At 63.8% G+C, this 16435-nt stretch carries 16 protein-coding genes; 12 read left to right on the top strand and 4 right to left on the bottom strand.

The window, feature by feature from the left end; genetic code table 11:
* The coding region (locus C1D09_RS02060) for a sugar-binding domain-containing protein (protein WP_281288538.1) at positions 1-393 on the bottom strand (393 nt) is incomplete at its 3' end.
* A gap of 263 nt (positions 394-656) precedes the next feature.
* On the opposite strand from C1D09_RS02060, the gene C1D09_RS02055 reads away from it, so the two are divergent.
* From C1D09_RS02055 to C1D09_RS02025, 7 genes are all read left to right on the top strand, one after another.
* Complete coding sequence (locus C1D09_RS02055; RefSeq protein ID WP_143972754.1) at positions 657-1643, top strand: ABC transporter substrate-binding protein; 987 nt, start codon at positions 657-659, stop codon at positions 1641-1643.
* Between the two features lie 57 nt (positions 1644-1700).
* Positions 1701-3404, top strand: coding sequence for an ABC transporter permease (locus tag C1D09_RS02050; RefSeq protein WP_143972753.1), 1704 nt, complete (start codon positions 1701-1703; stop codon positions 3402-3404).
* The gene (locus tag C1D09_RS02045; protein ID WP_143972752.1) at positions 3392-4468 is read left to right on the top strand and encodes an ABC transporter ATP-binding protein; all 1077 of its coding nucleotides are present in this window, start codon (positions 3392-3394) and stop codon (positions 4466-4468) included. The genes C1D09_RS02050 and C1D09_RS02045 overlap by 13 nt, the downstream gene beginning before the upstream one ends.
* Positions 4468-5631, top strand: a complete 1164-nt coding sequence (locus C1D09_RS02040; protein ID WP_143972755.1) for an MBL fold metallo-hydrolase — start codon at positions 4468-4470, stop codon at positions 5629-5631. Before C1D09_RS02045 ends, C1D09_RS02040 begins: the two co-directional genes overlap by 1 nt.
* A complete protein-coding gene (locus C1D09_RS02035; protein ID WP_143972751.1) occupies positions 5631-6374 on the top strand; it encodes a 5'/3'-nucleotidase SurE in 744 nt (247 codons plus the stop codon). Before C1D09_RS02040 ends, C1D09_RS02035 begins: the two co-directional genes overlap by 1 nt.
* 106 nt (positions 6375-6480) lie before the next feature.
* Entirely contained in the window at positions 6481-7695 is a 1215-nt protein-coding gene (locus C1D09_RS02030; protein ID WP_143972750.1) for a DUF930 domain-containing protein, read from the top strand.
* A 270-nt stretch (positions 7696-7965) separates the two neighbouring features.
* Positions 7966-9018, top strand: coding sequence for a DUF930 domain-containing protein (locus tag C1D09_RS02025; RefSeq protein ID WP_143972749.1), 1053 nt, complete (start codon positions 7966-7968; stop codon positions 9016-9018).
* A gap of 6 nt (positions 9019-9024) precedes the next feature.
* On the opposite strand, the gene C1D09_RS02020 is transcribed toward C1D09_RS02025, so the two are convergent.
* Both C1D09_RS02020 and C1D09_RS02015 read right to left on the bottom strand, forming a co-directional pair.
* Positions 9025-9699 (bottom strand): HAD family hydrolase, encoded by a 675-nt coding sequence (locus tag C1D09_RS02020; RefSeq protein WP_143972748.1) that lies wholly within the window; start codon positions 9697-9699, stop codon positions 9025-9027.
* A 105-nt stretch (positions 9700-9804) separates the two neighbouring features.
* Positions 9805-10446 carry a hypothetical protein gene (locus C1D09_RS02015; protein WP_143972747.1) on the bottom strand — a complete coding sequence of 214 codons (642 nt, stop codon included), beginning with the start codon at positions 10444-10446 and terminating at the stop codon, positions 9805-9807.
* 189 nt (positions 10447-10635) lie between these two features.
* Between C1D09_RS02015 and C1D09_RS02010 the strand changes: the two genes are divergently transcribed.
* The 5 genes from C1D09_RS02010 to ptsP all read left to right on the top strand — a co-directional run bounded on the left by C1D09_RS02010 (position 10636) and on the right by ptsP (position 15450).
* Positions 10636-11073, top strand: coding sequence for a transcriptional regulator GutM (locus C1D09_RS02010; RefSeq protein WP_143972746.1), 438 nt, complete (start codon positions 10636-10638; stop codon positions 11071-11073).
* Positions 11074-11123: 50 nt separating this feature from the next.
* Positions 11124-11885, top strand: coding sequence for a PTS glucitol/sorbitol transporter subunit IIC (gene srlA / locus C1D09_RS02005; RefSeq protein ID WP_143972745.1), 762 nt, complete (start codon positions 11124-11126; stop codon positions 11883-11885).
* A 16-nt stretch (positions 11886-11901) separates the two neighbouring features.
* Entirely contained in the window at positions 11902-12906 is a 1005-nt protein-coding gene (gene srlE / locus C1D09_RS02000; RefSeq protein ID WP_143972744.1) for a PTS glucitol/sorbitol transporter subunit IIB, read from the top strand.
* Positions 12907-13033: 127 nt separating this feature from the next.
* Positions 13034-13414, top strand: a complete 381-nt coding sequence (locus tag C1D09_RS01995) for a PTS glucitol/sorbitol transporter subunit IIA (RefSeq protein WP_143972743.1) — start codon at positions 13034-13036, stop codon at positions 13412-13414.
* Positions 13415-13470: 56 nt separating this feature from the next.
* Positions 13471-15450, top strand: a complete 1980-nt coding sequence (ptsP, locus tag C1D09_RS01990; protein WP_143972742.1) for a phosphoenolpyruvate--protein phosphotransferase — start codon at positions 13471-13473, stop codon at positions 15448-15450.
* A gap of 25 nt (positions 15451-15475) precedes the next feature.
* On the opposite strand, the gene C1D09_RS01985 is transcribed toward ptsP, so the two are convergent.
* Complete coding sequence (locus C1D09_RS01985) at positions 15476-16270, bottom strand: hypothetical protein (protein WP_143972741.1); 795 nt, start codon at positions 16268-16270, stop codon at positions 15476-15478.
* Positions 16271-16435: the final 165 nt, after the last annotated feature.

The following is a 16435-nucleotide window of genomic DNA, read 5'->3' as shown; positions in this document are numbered from 1 at the left end:
AGCATGCAGCGTCGCGCCGCCGCCGATCGCCAGCGTCATGCCGTCCTGCATCTGCTCGCCGAGATAGGCCGCCACGGCATGGCCGATCGCCTTTTCCAGATGGTCATGCGCCGAGGGTGTCGGAATGACCACCGCGGCGTTGAGGCCCCAGCGCTTTTCCAGCCCCCGTTCGAGCGCTACCTGGTCGGCGGTCGGCGCATTGATCATGGTGACGACGATGCCTTCGGCGGTGCAGGCGGCCAGCGTGCGCATGACCTTAACGCGGGAGACATCGAGCTTCTCGGCGATCTGTTCCTGGGTGAAGCCCTCGACATAGTAGAGCCAGGCCGTCTTGACGTTGAGATCGGACGACACCATCGGCAGGCGGGCCGGTGCGGGTTTTTCCGTGGGCATCTGTTCTCGTCCCTCATCAGCCGTGGCCGGCCGCGTCGCCCTCATCGGAGAAACGCCGGCCGGATGTCAACCGGGATGCCGGTTTCTGTAGCGCCGATTGTTGCACATCTATGTTCATTTGTAATTGACAATGTACAAATGAACATATTTTGTGAGTTTCACGCGCAGTGTCATCCACGAGTCATATGCGCCGTGCAGGGAGGAAGAGACGGGGAGCCGGCCAGGGCCGGAACCGGTCATGCACAGACAAGACAGGAGGTCTCATGAAGACGCTACTCATCAAGCTGCTGGCCAGCCAGCTGGCGCTCGCGGCAACCTTGTTTGCCGGCGTGGCAAACGCCGAAACACTGACGCTCTACACATCGCAGCCGGAAGCCGACGCGGCCAAGACCGTGGATGCCTTCAAGAAAGCGCAGCCCGGCATCGACGTGACCATCTATCGTTCCGGGACCAGCGACATCCTCACCAAGATGGCGGCCGAGTTCGCCGCCGGCAGCCCGCAACCCGACGTGCTTTTGATCGCCGACGCGGTCTCGATGGAGCTGTTGAAGAAGGACGACCGACTGCTGCCTTATCCCGAAGCCAAGCTCGATGGCATCGAAGCTGATGCCTATGACGCCGACAAGACCTATTTCGGCAGCAAGCTGATCACCACCGGCATCGTCTACAACACCGCGGCTGCCGAAAAGCCGCAGCATTGGGCCGATCTAGCCAAACCCGCCTATGCCGATGGCCTGGTGATGCCGAGCCCGCTGTATTCGGGCGCGGCGGCTTATCTGCTTTCCGGCTTTGCCGGCGATACCAACTATGGCTGGGACTTTTTCCAGAAGCTGAAGACCAACAACACCGTCAGCGTGCGCGGCAATGGCGCGGTGCTGAAATCGGTGGCATCAGGTGAGAAGCCTTATGGCATCCTCGTCGACTTCATGGCGATGAACGCCAAGAAGAAGGGCTCGCCTGTCGAGTTCGTGTTTCCGAGCGAAGGCGTGCCGGCGGTGACCGAACCGGTCGCCATCATGAAGACCGCCAGGAATGTCGACGGCGCCAAGAAGTTCGTCGACTTCATTCTGTCGGATGAAGGCCAGAAACTGGCACTGTCCATGGGCTATCTGCCGGCGCGTGCCTCGGTCGGCCGTCCCGAATGGCTGCCGGAAGGCGTTAAGGTCAAGGTGATGCCGTTCGACACCAAGGCGATCGTCGCCAAGACCGACGCCGACAAGGCGAAGTTCCAGGAAATGTTCGGCGGCTGAACTGGCAATCGTGCCGGGATGCCTTCGATCGGCATCCCGCACCTCAGGAACACAACCATGCCAACACGCCTCAGGGAAAGCCAGGGCCAGGAAATGGTCCTGACGGTGGCGGTAGCCATCGTCATCGTACTGCTTTCGCTGCTGCCCATGCTGCGCCTCGTCAGGGAGATCGTGGCACCTGGCGGCACGCTGTCGGCCGTGGCCATAGCGGCCGGGCTGAGAAGCCCGGCGACCTGGATCGCGACATGGCATACGCTGGTCGTCGGCATCGGCGGCGCCTTGCTTGCGGTGCTGTCGGGAACGCTGGTGGCGGTGCTGGTCTCGTTGACCGACATACGCGGCCGCAGCGCATTGGTGCTGTGCTACGTCATGCCGCTGATGATCGCGCCGCAGGTAACGGCGCTGGCCTGGCTGCAGCTGTTCGGCCCGGCAAGCCCATTCCTCAAGCTGTTCGGGGCGGCGCCGCCGCTCGGCACGAAAAACCCGCTTTACTCCACGTCAGGCATCATCCTGCTGCTTGGCGTCCAATATGGCCCGCTGGTGTTCCTGCTGGTGCGTGCCGGCCTGCGCAAGCTGCCGCGCGAACTGGTGGAGGCGGCACGCGCCGGTGGCGCCAGCTGGTTCACCGTACTGGTCACCATCGTGCTGCCGCTGATGACGCCGTCGATCATGGCGGCCGCGGCACTTGCCTTTGTGTCCTGCGTCGGCAATTTCGGCATTCCGGCTTTCCTCGGCATTCCCGCCAACTACCTGGTGCTGCCGACTCTGATCTATCAGAAGCTGGCCGGCGGTGGTCCGGCCGTGCTTGGCGAGACCGCTTTCCTATCGGTTCTGATCGGCATCATCGCCATGGCCGGAATCCTCGCGCAGGAGGTGATGAGCCGCCGCCGCGACTACCGCATCTCTTCGACATCGCTGCCGGCTGAACCCTACGAACTCGGCCGCTGGCGGGCCATTGTCCAGGCCAGCATGTGGCTGCTGATCGTGCTGGTGCTGTTCCTGCCGCTGTTCGGGCTGGTGCTGACCTCATTGGTTCCGGGATACGGCATCGCGCTTTCCGCCAAGACGGTGACGCTCGACAATTACCGCTTCGTGCTGTTCGAGCATGATGCGGCCAACCGCGCCTTCTTCAACAGTTTCTGGCTGTCGATTGCGGCCGCCTTCTTCGCGGTCATCGTCGCCGTCCCGGTCGGCTATCTCATCGCCTGGAGCAAGCAGCGCTGGGTGCGGCTGCTCAACCTGGCGGTCGAACTGCCCTACGCCTTGCCCGGCGTGGTGCTGGCGATTGCCTCGCTGCTGCTTTTTCTCAGGCCGATCCCGCTGATCGGCATCCAGCTCTACAACACGGTCTGGATCATCCTCTACGCCTACCTCGCCCGCTTCCTGGTGTTGGCGCTGCGGCCGACCATCAGCGGCTATCACCAGATCGACCGGGCGCTGGAGGAGGCCGCGCAGATGGCGGGCGCCGGCCTGTTCACGCGCATGCGCACCATCATCTTTCCACTGGTCGCGCCGGCGGCCATCGCCGGTGGTCTGCTGATTTTCATGACGGCGCTCAGCGAACTCACCGTCTCGGCGCTGCTGTGGTCCTCGGGTTCCGAGACGATTGGGGTGGTGATGTTTTCCTTCGAACAGGGCGGCGATTCCAACTACGCGGCGGCGATGTCGGTCATCACGGTCGCGGTCACCTTCGTGCTGATGCTGGTGATCAATCTGCTTGTCCCTCATCTTCCCAGCGGAGTGCTGCCGTGGCGCGATTGAGCCTGGACCGTGTGACAAAGAGCTTCGCCGACTTCGACGCCGTGAAGGACGTCTCGATCGACGTTGCCGATGGCGAGTTCCTGGCGGTGCTTGGACCGTCCGGCTGCGGCAAGACGACGCTGCTCAGGCTCGTCGCCGGCTTCGAGAAAGTGACCTCGGGCGAGATCCGTATCGACAACGATGTCGTGTCGAACAGCGTCGGCAGCGTTGCCCCCGAAAGGCGGCGCGTCGGCATCGTCTTCCAAAACTACGCGCTGTGGCCGCACATGACCGTGGCCGAGAATATCGGCTATTCGCTGAAGGTGGCGAAGCTCGACAAGACCGTCGCGCGCCAAAAGGTCGAGGACGCGCTGGCTCTGGTCAATTTGCAGGGACTGGGCGAGCGCAGGCCGGCGAATCTTTCCGGCGGCCAGCGCCAACGTGTGGCGCTCGCACGGTGTCTCGTCGCCGCACCGTCGCTGGTGCTGTTCGACGAGCCGCTCGCCAATCTCGACGTGCATCTGAGAGCCTCGATGGAGGATGAGTTCGCCGCTTTTCATAAACGCACCGGCACGACCATCGTCTACATCACCCACGATCAGGCCGAGGCGATGGCGCTGGCCGATCGCATCGCGGTGATGGACCATGGCCGCCTGGCACAACTGGCGGCGCCGCGTGAACTCTATCATGAGCCGGCAAATGAGATGGTGGCGTCTTTCATCTCGCAAGGCATCCTGCTGCCGGCGGATGTCCTGACGGGCGAAGATGGCGGCCATTGCAAGGTCAGGGTTCTGGGAACCGAACCGGTGGTCCGCTGCGGCCCCGGCGAACGGCCGCGCGCGGGTGCCAAGATCTGCTGCCGGTCGGCCGATCTCGACGTCTCGCCGGATGGGCCAGGCCTTGATGGTCTCGTCAAACGGGTGATCTACCGGGGTGGCGGTGCGCGCATCGAATTCGCGCCCGCCGCGAGGCCTGACCTGACCTTGCATTTCGAGCAGCCAGACCCGGTTACGCTCGGGAGCGGGGCCCAGGTACGGCTGCGCATAAGATCCGGCTGGCTGATCCCGGCGGAGGCCGGCTCGTGATGATGCTGGACCTGCTTGGCGGCTTCGGGGAAAAGGGCCGCACCAGCCTCGCCGTCAACGATGGCGGCGACCGCATCCTGCTCGATATCGGCATCAAGGTCGGCGCCTCCGGCGCGGAATATTATCCGGCGCTCGACGGTCCGGTCGACGACATAGACGCACTCTTCGTCTCGCACGCCCACGAGGATCATATCGGTGCGCTGAGCTGGCTGTTGTCGCGTGGCTACGCCGGCCCGATCTTCATGACGGCCGAGACGCGCGACGAGGCTGCGCCCACGCTTGCCGCCTATGCCGATCCTGGGGATTTCAGGCGCTTTCCGATTCCAGACGGTCGCATCGAGCTTTTCGAACCCGGTGACACGCTGAAGAGCGGCAATCTCACGATCGAGACGGGACGGTCGGGGCATGTCGCGGGCGGGGTCTGGTTCTGCGTCGACGACGGCAAAAGCCGCGCCGTCTATACGGCCGATGTCGTGCCGGACAGCAACGTGTTCGTCATGGATACGATCCCGCATTGCGATCTCCTGGTCTTCGATGCCTCCTACGGCGCCGATCCCGTGCCGGGGGCTGCACGGGCGCGGGAAATTTCTGAATGGGTAGCGCGCCATCCGCGGGGATGTCTGCTGCCGACGCCGCTGTCTGGGCGGTCGCTGGAATTGATCGCGGCGCTGCCGGGCCCATTCGCCATCCATGCCGGCATGCGCCCGTCGCTGGCGGCGCAGATCGGGGCCACAGCTGCCCTGTTGCCGGGCGTTCCCGAGCACCTGCGTGCCCGCTTGGCGAGTGCCGCCGACTGGGCCGACGCCGAGCCCCTGCCATCGCTGCCACTGCTGGCCGATGACGGCATGGGCGAGGCCGGCCCGTCGTCGCGGCTGTTGCCGCGTGCCGATGCCGCCGGTTTTCCCGTGCTGCTCACCGGACATTTGCCGGCTGGTTCTCCAGCCGATCTGCTGCATAGAGCCGGTCGGGCGGACTGGGTGCGTATGCCCACCCATCCGACGCTGTCGGGCAATGTCGAGATCTGGGAAAAGGCAGGGCGGCCCGAAGCGCTCGGCCATTCCTGCGCCATCGATCTTCTCGAGGGCCTCAAAAGCCACATCCCGTCGCTGCGCACGCAATGCCGTACCGGCCAGCGCATCATGGTGCCGCAAGGAAGCAAATGATGAGAATCCTGATCTGCAACGATGACGGCATCGACGCGCCGGGGCTTGCCCGTCTCGTCAACGCGGTCACTGGCCTGAGCGACGATGTCTGGGTGGTCGCCCCCGACGGCAAGCGGACCGCCGCCAGCTCGTCGCTGACGATCGCGAGGCCGTTGACGATGCGGCGCGTCAAGCCGAACTGGTACTCCTGCTCCGGCACCCCGGCCGATTGCGTGGTCAGCGCGATGACATGGCTGTTTGCCGATACCGAGAAACCGGACCTGGTGCTGACGGGCGTCAATGACGGCCGCAACGTCGCCGAGGACCTTGCCTATTCCGGGACGCTCGGCATTGCCCGGGAGGCGACCTTCTGGGGAATTCCGGCGATCGGCTTTTCGCGCGTGAAAAATCCTGAGTTCACGGACGGCGACGATCCATGGCTTGGCGCGCTGATCGCGTCATTGTGGCAGTCGCGCGCCGGCTGGGCGACGGAAGGCCATTGGTTGAGCGTCAACCTGCCGACCGCGCTGCCGGCCGAGATCCGGCAGCCACGCATCGGCCGTGACAAGATCGGCCGCACGGCCGAGATCGTGGAAAGCGATGGCGATCGCACCATCATCACGGTGCCGCGCGGGCGCGCTCATGCGAGTGAGCCGGGCGACGAGAACGAGGCGATCGACACCGGCTTCGTCAGCATCAACAGGCTGAACTGGTTTGGCGAAACGCGGCTGGACGAACGGTTTGTGGGCGGGATTCTGGACTGATCTTCCTGTGTGCGACCGTCCCGATCACCAAGCTGTCAGCGGCTAAACCGCGCCAATCCGATGCCTGTGCTTGAAGCCGCCGCTATTTCATTCCACATCGGGCGCAATGAACGGCAAGATACGAGAGTGGTTGCGCAATTGGCGATGGGCCCTGGCCGCATCGCTGATCCTGCATGCCCTGATCGTAGCGTTCTTGTTCTTTGGCGTGCCGAGATCCAAGCAGCAGCCGGAACAGCAGGAACAGCCCGTCAATGTCGCGATTGTGCCGCCACCCGAGAAGCCCAAGCCGAAACCTGCTCCAAAGCCACCCGAGCCGACGCCCGAAAAGAAGGCTGAGAAGCCGCCTGAACAAAAACCGCCTCCGGAGCCCCCGAAACCGCCGGACGACCGTGTTCTGAAGCGCGTTTTCCAGTACGGCCAGAAAGATACGGGGCCGGAGAAATCGCTCGACGGAAGCAGCGCCAAACCCAACACGCCGTCACCAGCCAAGGATGAGGCTGCGAAGCCGCCCATAGCACCGACGCCCGCGCCGACCCAGCCCGCCCCGGCTGCATCGCCACAGCAGAAGGGAGAGCCCAGCAAGCCCGACGAGAAGCCGGCCACCGTTGCACCGGACGAAAAGCCCGTGCAAGCCGAGGAAAAGCAGGCCGCCACGCCGGACGCCAAACCTGCGCAAAGCGAGGAGAAGCAAGCGACCGAGGACGCCGACAAAAAGCAGCCGGACAAACAGGAGCTCGCATCGCAACCCGGCGAAAAGCGAGCGGTTGCGACGCCAAAACAGTTGGCGGCCGAGACCGGCGGCAAGCCAGCGCCTCCGGCCCCAACTGGAAGGACAAAACCCAAACCTGCCAAGACGTTGACGTTCAAACCCGCACGAGCCTTCAAAGCGCCGATCGGGAATGCTGGAAGGTCAAATCCCACCAACGACGATGTTGCGGGATCGCCAATCTATTCCGGCCTTCCGGGTGTCAGAAAGCTTTACTCGCAGGGAGCAACCGGCAATGCCTTCGCCACAAGCTCCATGGAGAATGTGCCGCGCGGTCAGCGCGTGGCCACCCTTTGCGGCAATGTTCTGAGCCAGGAACTGCAAGGCGCCGACTATTCGGTCAAATGGGTGCCAACCATTACGCTGGACAAAGGCAATGTTCTCAACCCTACGCAAGCGGCCTTCAGCACCAGAAACACATGGTACAATCTAAACTTCCGATGTGAAGTCGACCCCGATGCGACGAGGGTCCTGTCATTCAACTTCCGCGTGGGGTCTTTGGTCCCGCCTGGCGAATGGGCCGGCCGTGGATTCACCAAGTATCCGCTAAACTAGGCCGGCACGCCGAGCAGGGACAATTGCCGGCTGATTTCTCGCCAGTCGGCGCAGATGGACTCGGCACCAGTGGTCGCCGGCCGGGGTGACGCCCTTCCTGGCGGCGGCGAACTGGCAGATCCCAGGTCTTGATGGATCGGATCGCGGGCGGCCGCTGATCGAGCCGCCCCAACGCCCTGGTCGGGCTGCCCTGGAGGTCGCGATCCAAATCGACAAGCTGTCATCGGCTTATGCTTGAAGCCGCCGCTATTTCATTCCACATCGGTCAGGATGAAGGACGAGGCACGAGAACGGCGGCGGTATCTGTTGTGGGGCATTCCCGCATCGCTGCTCCTGCATGTGCTTGCCGCGGCGCTCCTTGTGTATGGCCTGCCCGTGCCTCCCCAACAGCCGCGCGAGGAGCAGCCAGTCAATGTCGCGATCGTGCCGCCGCCCGATCCGCCAAAGCCGAAACCTGTTCCGATGGCGCCAAAGCCACCGGAACCGAAGGTTGAAAAGCCGCCCGAGCAGAAAGTTGAAAAACAACCTCAATCGGAGCAGCAGCCTCGAAAGCCACCGCCGGGCGAGGTCCTGAGGCCTGTTTTTCAGTTCGGCGACAAGGATACCGGCCCGAGGAAATCGCTGGACGGGGCCAACGCCCAGGACAGTTCGGCGTCGCCGGCCAAGGATGATGATTCGAAGCCGAAGCCTGCAGACAGCCAGCCTGTGACGCCGGCAGGCTCCGAGCCGCAGGCAGCTTCGCCCGCGGAGACGGATAAGCAACAGGCGGCTAAACAGCAGCCAGACAAGGAGGCGGCGCTCGAAGACGCCAAACGACAAGGCGAGGCACCAGCGCCTTTGGCTGCCGATAGCGGCGGCGAGATCGAGCTTCCCACCTCAGCCGAAGCACCAAAGCCCAAACCCGCGAATGCGCCTAAGCCCAGCTCCTCAAGGGCCTCGAAGTCCGCATCTCGAAACGACTCGGGCCTTCCGGGTGTTCGCAGGCTCTACTCGCAGGGGGCTACCGGCGATGCCCTGGCCACGACCTCGATGGGCGGGGTGCCTCGCGGTCAGCGTGCGGCCAAACTCTGCGCCAGCGCATTGCAGCAGGAACTGCTGGATGCTTCCTACTTTCCCAAATGGGTACCATCTATTCCGCTGAAGGCGGGCAATATTCTGGACGCGCCGGATGTCGCTTTCAGCACGACAACCACATGGTACCATCTGGGCTTTCGATGCGAGGTCGACACCGATGCGACGAGGGTCCTGTCCTTCAACTTCCGCGTGGGGGCACTGATCCCACCCAGCGAATGGGTCGGTCTTAGATTACCCAGTCCCTACTAGTCCAGATCAGGCCGGCACGCCGAGCCCCGCCAATTGCCGGCTAACCTCTTGCCAGTCCGCGCAGACGAAATCGGCACCGGCCGCCGTCAGCCGGGCGGCGTGCTCGGCATAGGTGTGGCCACCACCGGTGTAGCCGATCGCCGTCATGCCGGCGGCGACAGCGCCCTGGATGCCGAAGGGCGAGTCCTCGATGACGATGCAGTCGGCCGGATCGGTGTCCATCCCGGCGGCGGCGAACAGGAAGATGTCGGGAGCGGGTTTGCCGTTCTTGACCATGGAGGAGCTGTAGATCGCCTCGCCGAAGAAATGCGCCAGCCCGGTGACGGCGAGGCTGTGGTTGATGCGCTCGACGGAGGATGAGGAGGCAACGCAACGGTCGCCCTCGATCGTCTCCAGAAACGCCGCGATTCCCGGGGTCGGCTTCAATTCCTCGGTGAACAGGATCTTGGTCTCGGCCCAGATGTCGCCGTCGGCGGCAGCGGGAAACTGATGGCCCGTCAATTCCCTGATCCTGGCGATGATGTCGGACTGCTTCATGCCGACGCATTGGGCGATGATGCCGCCATGGACGCCGGGCATGCCGTGCTTTTGATAGACGCGTTCGTAGGCCCTGGCGGCCAGCGGCTCGCTGTCGACGAGAACGCCGTCGCAATCGAAAATGATAGGCCTTGGTCGCGCCACGCGCTTGTCTCCTCAAGTCAAATTTCGCACATCGCTATCGGCAAAAAGTCAGATGTTCAATAGAGCGATGGTCTTGAGCGCGTTTTTGGGTGAAATGGCGGGCAGTCAAAGCTGGCGCAGCGCATCGCTTGCGCGGCCGGATCCGAGCGCCCTTTGCATGGCTTGCCGGGACTGTGCACGGTCCGGCGTGATCCAGTTCGGCTCCGCACCGAGGAAGCGGTCGAGGAACGCCACCGCATAGGCCGGCATCTCGGTGACGTTCTCGCGATAGGACCACCAGGTGCGCAGATCGTCGGCGCACTTGTCGATGCTGGGCGCCTTGCCGAACTCCTGCTCATAGATCGCCGAAATCACCGAGACGCAGTAGTTGGTGTAGAGGAAGCCTTCCGGCCAGAAGCGGATGATTTCCAGCGTGCCGGCATTCTGATCCGTTTCGATGAGTTGCGCGAGGCCGGAGATCTCCCTGGCCGGCGCCTGTTTGATCAGCTCGCGCAACACGAGGCCGGCGGCAAAGACGATGAAGTCGGCGCGGTCGATCGCGGCGAAGCGCTTCTGCGCTTCCATGATCTCGACCCAGTCCAGAAAGGCCCTCGTCAGCTTCGCCTCGTCGATCTCGAAACGCACGCCGAACGTGTCCGAGACCACCTTGGCGCTGCCTCGGAAAGTGGCGCGGAACCAGCGCAGCTGCCGCAGCCGGTGGCGCAGGTCGGGCATAAGGGCCAGTTCATCCCTGAAGGGCAGTTCCATTTCATGCATCCCGTTTGACGACAGGCTAGCACAGCCATGCCGCCGCCGAAATCGGCAGACGGCTGTGGATGGCGTGGTGAAGGCCAATATCATACATATTGACATTCGCGGAAACAAATGTTCTCACTTTGATGTTGTCGCGCGCCGGTCCAAGGTGCGGCTCAACGAAGGCTTCGGGAGGAGAACCGAATGGCGATTTGGCAGTGGGGACTGCTTCTGCTGGTTATTGTGTGGGCGCTGCAGTCGCTCGGCGTCTGGCTGCAGATGCGGCACTATTCGGATGTCTTCCGGGGCGTCACCGACCAGTACAAGGACGGCTACGTCGGAGCCGGCAATTTTCGCGGGCGGCTGGCCAAGGGCACCATCGCGCTCGTCGTGGTGACGCCCGACCTGGTCGTTCGCCGCCTGATGGTGATGACTGGCAGGTCCGTCTTCACCAAATTCAAAAGACATGAAGAATTCGAGGGTGTTCCCCTCGATCGACTCCGGTCCAACCCTGCGATCATGGGGGAGGGGGAACCCGGTGTGGCCGAGGCCGTGAAACGGGCGATCGAACAGATCGACAAAACACGGGCGGAGCCGGGGAAGAAGCCGGGCCTGGCCGGCTTGAACGTAGCAAGGGCTTAGAGGACGCCGCGCACCGACTGGATAACCGGCGGGCGGCATAAGGAGGAGAAATGTCTGTATTTTCGTTGTTGGCGCAGCATGCCGACATGGCCGTGCACAATCTGCATATCGCAGGTACCATGGTCTCGGATGCCGCATTGCATGGCAAGCTCGCCGTCGAGCATGCTTCCGACCATCTCGTTGTCCTGGCGCAAGCGGACAGCGGACCCATAACCGTCGACCAGTTCAAGGAAAAGCTGAAGGAAGTCCAGCAGGAGGAGCAGCTCGGCTGGCTGACCGCCATCGGCAAGTACTTCATCGGCATCTTCCAGAAGGGCGGCGAAGTGTTCGCCGGCTTCGTCACCGGTATCATTCCGACGCTGGTGGTGCTGATGACCGCCTTCTACGCCGTCACCGAACTGGTCGGCGAGGAGCGCGTGCATGGCCTGGCGCGCGGCGCCGGCAGGATTGCCTTGACCCGTTATACGCTGCTGCCGCTGCTGGCCGTGTTCTTCCTCACCAATCCGATGGCCTATACGTTCGGATCGTTCCTGGAAGAAAAGCACAAGCCGGCGTTCTATGACGCGGCCGTGTCATACGTGCATCCGCCGCTCGGGCTGTTCCCGCACATCAATCCCGGCGAATATTTCGTCTGGGGCGGCATCCTCGTGGCGCTGCTCGAGCTTGAGAAGAAGGGCGTTGTCGTCGCCGGTTACCACGTCAAGGTGGCGATCTGGTACGCCATTGTCGGCCTCGTCGTCATTCTGCTCAAGGGCATGCTGACCGAGCGCATCACCACCATCATGGCACGCCGCCAGGGCGTCGAGCTGTAAGGGCGGGGAGGACATCATGGCCAAGACATTCAAAGCGGTAAAGATCTCCCGGGGCAACACAGGCTGGGGCGGCCCGCTCGTCATCGAGCCGACCGCCCAGCGCGACAAGGTCGTCTCCGTCACCGGCGGCGGCATCCATCCCGTGGCCCAACTTATCGCCGACATGACCGGCGCCACGGCCGTCGACGGCTTCAAGGCGCCGCCGATCGAAGGTGAGATGGCGGTGGTCGTCGTCGATTGCGGGGGCACCGCACGCTGCGGCGTCTATCCGCGCAAGCGCATCCCGACCGTCAATCTGACGCCGGTCGGCCAGGCTGGGCCGCTCGCCCAGTTCATCACCGAGGACATCTATGTTTCGGGCGTGAAGCCGGCCAACGTCACAATGGCGGACGGATCCGAGGCAGTCACCACTGCGGGGGGAGCAGCATCGATGAGTTCAGGCAATAACACTGCTGCCGCGGCGCCACAGCCGCTGCCGAGCGAAGGCGGGCTGATCGGCCTGATCAGCTCGATCGGCCGCGTCATGGGCCGCGTCGTCGGTATCTTCTTCAATGCCGGCCGCCGTACGATCGACCAGGTGGTACGCAACGTGCTGCCGTTCATGGCCTTCGTGACCATGCTGATCGGCCTGATCCTGTACACCGGTATCGGTGACGTGCTTGCCCAGCCGATGGGACCGCTGGCCAACAACATCGTCGGCCTGCTGATCATCTCGGCCATTTGCGGCCTGCCGTTCCTGTCGCCCATCCTGGGGCCAGGCGCCGTCATCGCGCAGGTCATCGGCGTGGCCATCATCGGCCCGCAGATCGCCAACGGCACGATTTCGCCGGCGATGGCCCTCCCGGCGCTGTTTGCCTACAATACCCAGGTAGGTTGCGACTTCGTTCCCGTCGGCCTTGCGCTCGGTGAAGCCAAGCCGAAGACGATCGAAATCGGTGTGCCGGCGGTGCTCATCAGCCGCCAGATCATGGGTCCCGTATCCGTGCTGATCGCATGGGTCGTCAGCCTGATCGTGTTCTAAAAAGCAATTCCAGGAAAAAGTGTAAGCGGTTTCCCACAGGAATTGCCACCAAAACAAAGAGATAGAGCGGTTCACCGTCTCCGTGAAAACGGTGAACCGCTCTAAGGAAGAGAATGAGGTTCGCCACATGACGGTTCTGCTGAGAACACGGGTCACTTCCATCGGGCCCGAAGTGGCGGATCTTGCCGAAGGGGGCGTGGTCATCCTGTTTGCGGATGGCTCGCCGCCCGAGCTCGCCGAGGTTTCGGTGCTCCACAAGACGGAACTCGGACCCAGCGACGGCGCGCCGCAAAAGGGCGCGTCGATCACCCTTGGCCCGGTTTCCGCGGTCATAACCGCCGTCGGATCCAGTGCATGGAGCAAGGTGCTCGAGATGGGCCACGTCGTCATCTCGTTCAACGGCGCCGCCGAGGCCGAGCGGCCGGGCGAAATCTGTGCATCGCAGGTCGATGCCCAGGCGCTCGTGGCCGCCCTGAAGACGGACGCGATCATCACCATCGCCGCCTGAAGCATTAGCGCCGCGATCCATCTGGTTTTGGCGCTTAAAAAAGCAGAGTATTTGCCATGGAACGCTCGACCATCGTCAGAGTGCATGAAGGTTTGCACGCCCGTCCCGCCACGCGGTTCGTCAAGCTCGCCAAGGGCTTCGAATCCGATGTCGAACTGGTCAAGGACGGCAAGGCGGTCAGCGCCAAGAGTTCCGTCAAGCTGATGCTGCTGGCGGTGAAGGAAAACCAGGAAGTCACCGTGCGGGCGAACGGCGCCGACGCCATCGAGGCGATCGAAGCGCTGATCGGCTATCTCGAGAATCCCAAGGCGGGTCTCGACGACGAAGCCGAGCCACAGGGCCCGGGGAATGATGCCGGTCAGGCGGCATCGCTATCAGCACCCCAATCCGTGCCGGCTGTAACGGGCGAAGCGAACGGCTTGCGCGGCGTCGCGGCAAGCGAGGGCGTCGCCATCGGGCCGGCCTTCGCGCATTTCCCGCCCGAGATCGCCGGACAGGGTCGCATGCTGCAGCCCGAAGAGATCGCCGGCGAGATCGACAGGTTCCGTGCCGCTGTCGCCGCCGTCCAGGCGCGCATGGACCGGGCCTTGGCCCACGACAGCCTGTCGGCCGGAGACCGTGGGATCGTCGCGGCACTCAGGGATATCGCCGCTGACGACAGCCTGACCGGCGAGGCCGAAAAGGCGATCAGGGGCGGCAATGACGCGGTCTCGGCCGTCATCACCGCAGCCTCCACGATCGCCGCCGATTTCAGCGCGGTCGAGGATCACTACCTCAATGCGCGGGCCGACGATGTCCACGCCGTCGGGCGGCAGATCTGCCTGGTGCTGCTGGGCCAGGACGACGTCAGTCTCGAAAGCATTCCCGAAGGCGCCATTCTGATCGCCGACGACATCGGCGCCTGGGATCTGGCGCGGGCGCCGCTGAAGCGCATTGGCGGCGTTATTTGCGGCCATGGCGGCGCAACCTCGCATATCGCCATCATCGCGCGCTCGCACGGCATCCCGGCGGTGCTGGGGCTCGGCGACCAGGTCAATGCCTTGCGCACCGCGCGTGACGTGGCACTCGACGGCAACACCGGCCATGTGATCATCGACCCGGACGAGGCGACGCGCGCCGACTATGCCGGCCGTGTCGAAGCGGCGGCGAAGGAGCGCGCCGGCCTGACTGCCTTCAAGACGGTGACGCCGAAACGCGCCGACGGCAAGGTGATCGAGGTCGCGGCCAATATCGGCTCGCTCGAGGAGATCGAGGCGGCGCAGGAGGCAGGCGCCATGGGCGTCGGCCTGTTCCGAACCGAACTCCTGTTCATGCGCCATATGCATCTTCCCTCGGAGGACATGCAGGCCGAGACCTATGCGGCGCTGGCCAAGGCTTTCGCGCCCTATCCGGTCATCGTGCGCACGCTCGACATCGGCGGCGACAAGCCGATCGCCGGCATCGAGTTTCCCGACGAGGAAAACCCCTTTCTCGGCTGGCGCGGCATTCGCATGTGCCTCGACCGGCCCGATATCTTCAAGCGCCAGCTCAGGGCGCTGCTGAGGGCAGCCGTGCACGGCAACATCAAGGTGATGCTGCCGATGGTGTCCGATATTTCCGAGGTCACGCGCACCCGCGCACTGGTCGATGAATGCGCCGCCGAACTCAAGGCCGAAGGCGTGCCGCATGCGACATTCCATCTCGGCGTGATGATCGAAACGCCGGCCGCGGTGCTGATCGCCCCGGCGCTGGCCAAGGAGGTGGCCTTCTTCTCGATCGGCACCAACGACCTGACCCAGTACATCATGGCTGCCGACCGGCTCAACCCGACCGTCGCCAAGCTCAACGACGTCACCAATCCGGCGGTCATATCGGCGATCGAGCTGACGGCCAAAGCCGGCGTTGCCGCCGGCATCATGGTGGGCATGTGCGGTGAGGCGGCCGGACGACCGGATCTCATCCCGACCTTCATCGAGATGGGCCTGACCGAGCTTTCGATGAGCCCGGCCTCGATCCAGCGCGCCAAGAAGACGATCACGGCCATGGCGGCCGAGTAGTCGATCTCCGGAAGCGCTGCTGGGCTTACGGCAAATGCGCAAGCAAGGTGGCGAAGACCGGCGTCAGTTCATCGACCGGACTTGCCTTGGCGCAGGCCTGTACGATGCGATCGTGACGGATATCGGAAGCCAGGATAGCGATCTCCAGCATGTCGGGTTCCGGCGCGCCGTCACGGCCGGTCGTCGCCAGGCCGCAGGCCAGAACCACCGGCGCCAGGCAGCTTATGTCGAGCGCGCGCTCCCCGGCCGTTTCCGGCGCGGTTTCGCCAAAGCGCACGGGACGCTGGCTGAGCAACTCGACCAGCAACGCCGCGCAGGTGGCCGCGATTGCCTGCAGGCCCGCGCCCGGCGCGGTCAACGCGGAGAGGAGATCACCATGACGCTTGCGCATCACGGCATGCGCGGCGGCAAAATCGGCTTCGTGGATGCGGGCATTGTGGACCTTCAGCCCGGCGAGCACAGCCTTGCTCAGATAGTACATGTCGCGCCGGAACAGACGCTCGGCGCCCAACTGCCGCTCTTCGTTTCCGGTCGGAAAATAGGTGCCGAGGCCTTTCACGGTCGTGCCGTCCACCTTGATCGGCCGCTCGTGGGGGACAAAGGATTCGGCGATCGACAGCGCCTCGTCGAAGGCGCTGGCGGCATGGCTGAGCAGGCCCTCGATGCCTTTGCCCGGAAACGGCGGCAGATGGCTGGTCGCTTCGCGCAGCACGCTGGCGTCACCGGTGCCGTCATGACGGCTTTGCCGGATGATGTCGCGCACCTCCCGCAACCGGTCCTTCAAATTGACGCGGACGTCTTCGGAGATTTGTCGCAGCATCGCGGTCTGCCTCGAAAGTGCCTTGCGGAGCGGCCTGCCAGGGGCCAGCCACCGACTCTACATTGTTCCTATCGATTGGTAGATCAATAGGCGATACTAGACCAGCATGCAGAATCGGCGACGGCGCGCTTGTCCATAGCCGCGGGGGAGGGTTGATTGGCGAGG

This window comes from Mesorhizobium intechi (assembly GCF_002879535.1).
GTDB lineage: Bacteria > Pseudomonadota > Alphaproteobacteria > Rhizobiales > Rhizobiaceae > Mesorhizobium > Mesorhizobium intechi.
Note: the sequence above shows the minus strand (reverse complement) of the source record. Positions and strands in the feature narration are given on the sequence as shown.

Bases quoted from the DNA above. Each gene is read 5' to 3' on its own strand.
- C1D09_RS02055 (WP_143972754.1), top strand. From the start codon at position 657: ATGAAGACGCTACTCATCAAGCTGCTGGCCAGCCAGCTGGCGCTCGCG.
- C1D09_RS02050 (WP_143972753.1), top strand. From the start codon at position 1,701: ATGCCAACACGCCTCAGGGAAAGCCAGGGCCAGGAAATGGTCCTGACG.
- C1D09_RS02040 (WP_143972755.1), top strand. From the start codon at position 4,468: ATGATGCTGGACCTGCTTGGCGGCTTCGGGGAAAAGGGCCGCACCAGC.
- C1D09_RS02035 (WP_143972751.1), top strand. From the start codon at position 5,631: ATGAGAATCCTGATCTGCAACGATGACGGCATCGACGCGCCGGGGCTT.
- C1D09_RS02030 (WP_143972750.1), top strand. From the start codon at position 6,481: ATGAACGGCAAGATACGAGAGTGGTTGCGCAATTGGCGATGGGCCCTG.
- C1D09_RS02025 (WP_143972749.1), top strand. From the start codon at position 7,966: ATGAAGGACGAGGCACGAGAACGGCGGCGGTATCTGTTGTGGGGCATT.
- C1D09_RS02015 (WP_143972747.1), bottom strand. From the start codon at position 10,446: ATGGAACTGCCCTTCAGGGATGAACTGGCCCTTATGCCCGACCTGCGC.
- C1D09_RS02010 (WP_143972746.1), top strand. From the start codon at position 10,636: ATGGCGATTTGGCAGTGGGGACTGCTTCTGCTGGTTATTGTGTGGGCG.
- srlA (WP_143972745.1), top strand. From the start codon at position 11,124: ATGTCTGTATTTTCGTTGTTGGCGCAGCATGCCGACATGGCCGTGCAC.
- srlE (WP_143972744.1), top strand. From the start codon at position 11,902: ATGGCCAAGACATTCAAAGCGGTAAAGATCTCCCGGGGCAACACAGGC.
- C1D09_RS01995 (WP_143972743.1), top strand. From the start codon at position 13,034: ATGACGGTTCTGCTGAGAACACGGGTCACTTCCATCGGGCCCGAAGTG.
- ptsP (WP_143972742.1), top strand. From the start codon at position 13,471: ATGGAACGCTCGACCATCGTCAGAGTGCATGAAGGTTTGCACGCCCGT.
- C1D09_RS01985 (WP_143972741.1), bottom strand. From the start codon at position 16,270: ATGCTGCGACAAATCTCCGAAGACGTCCGCGTCAATTTGAAGGACCGG.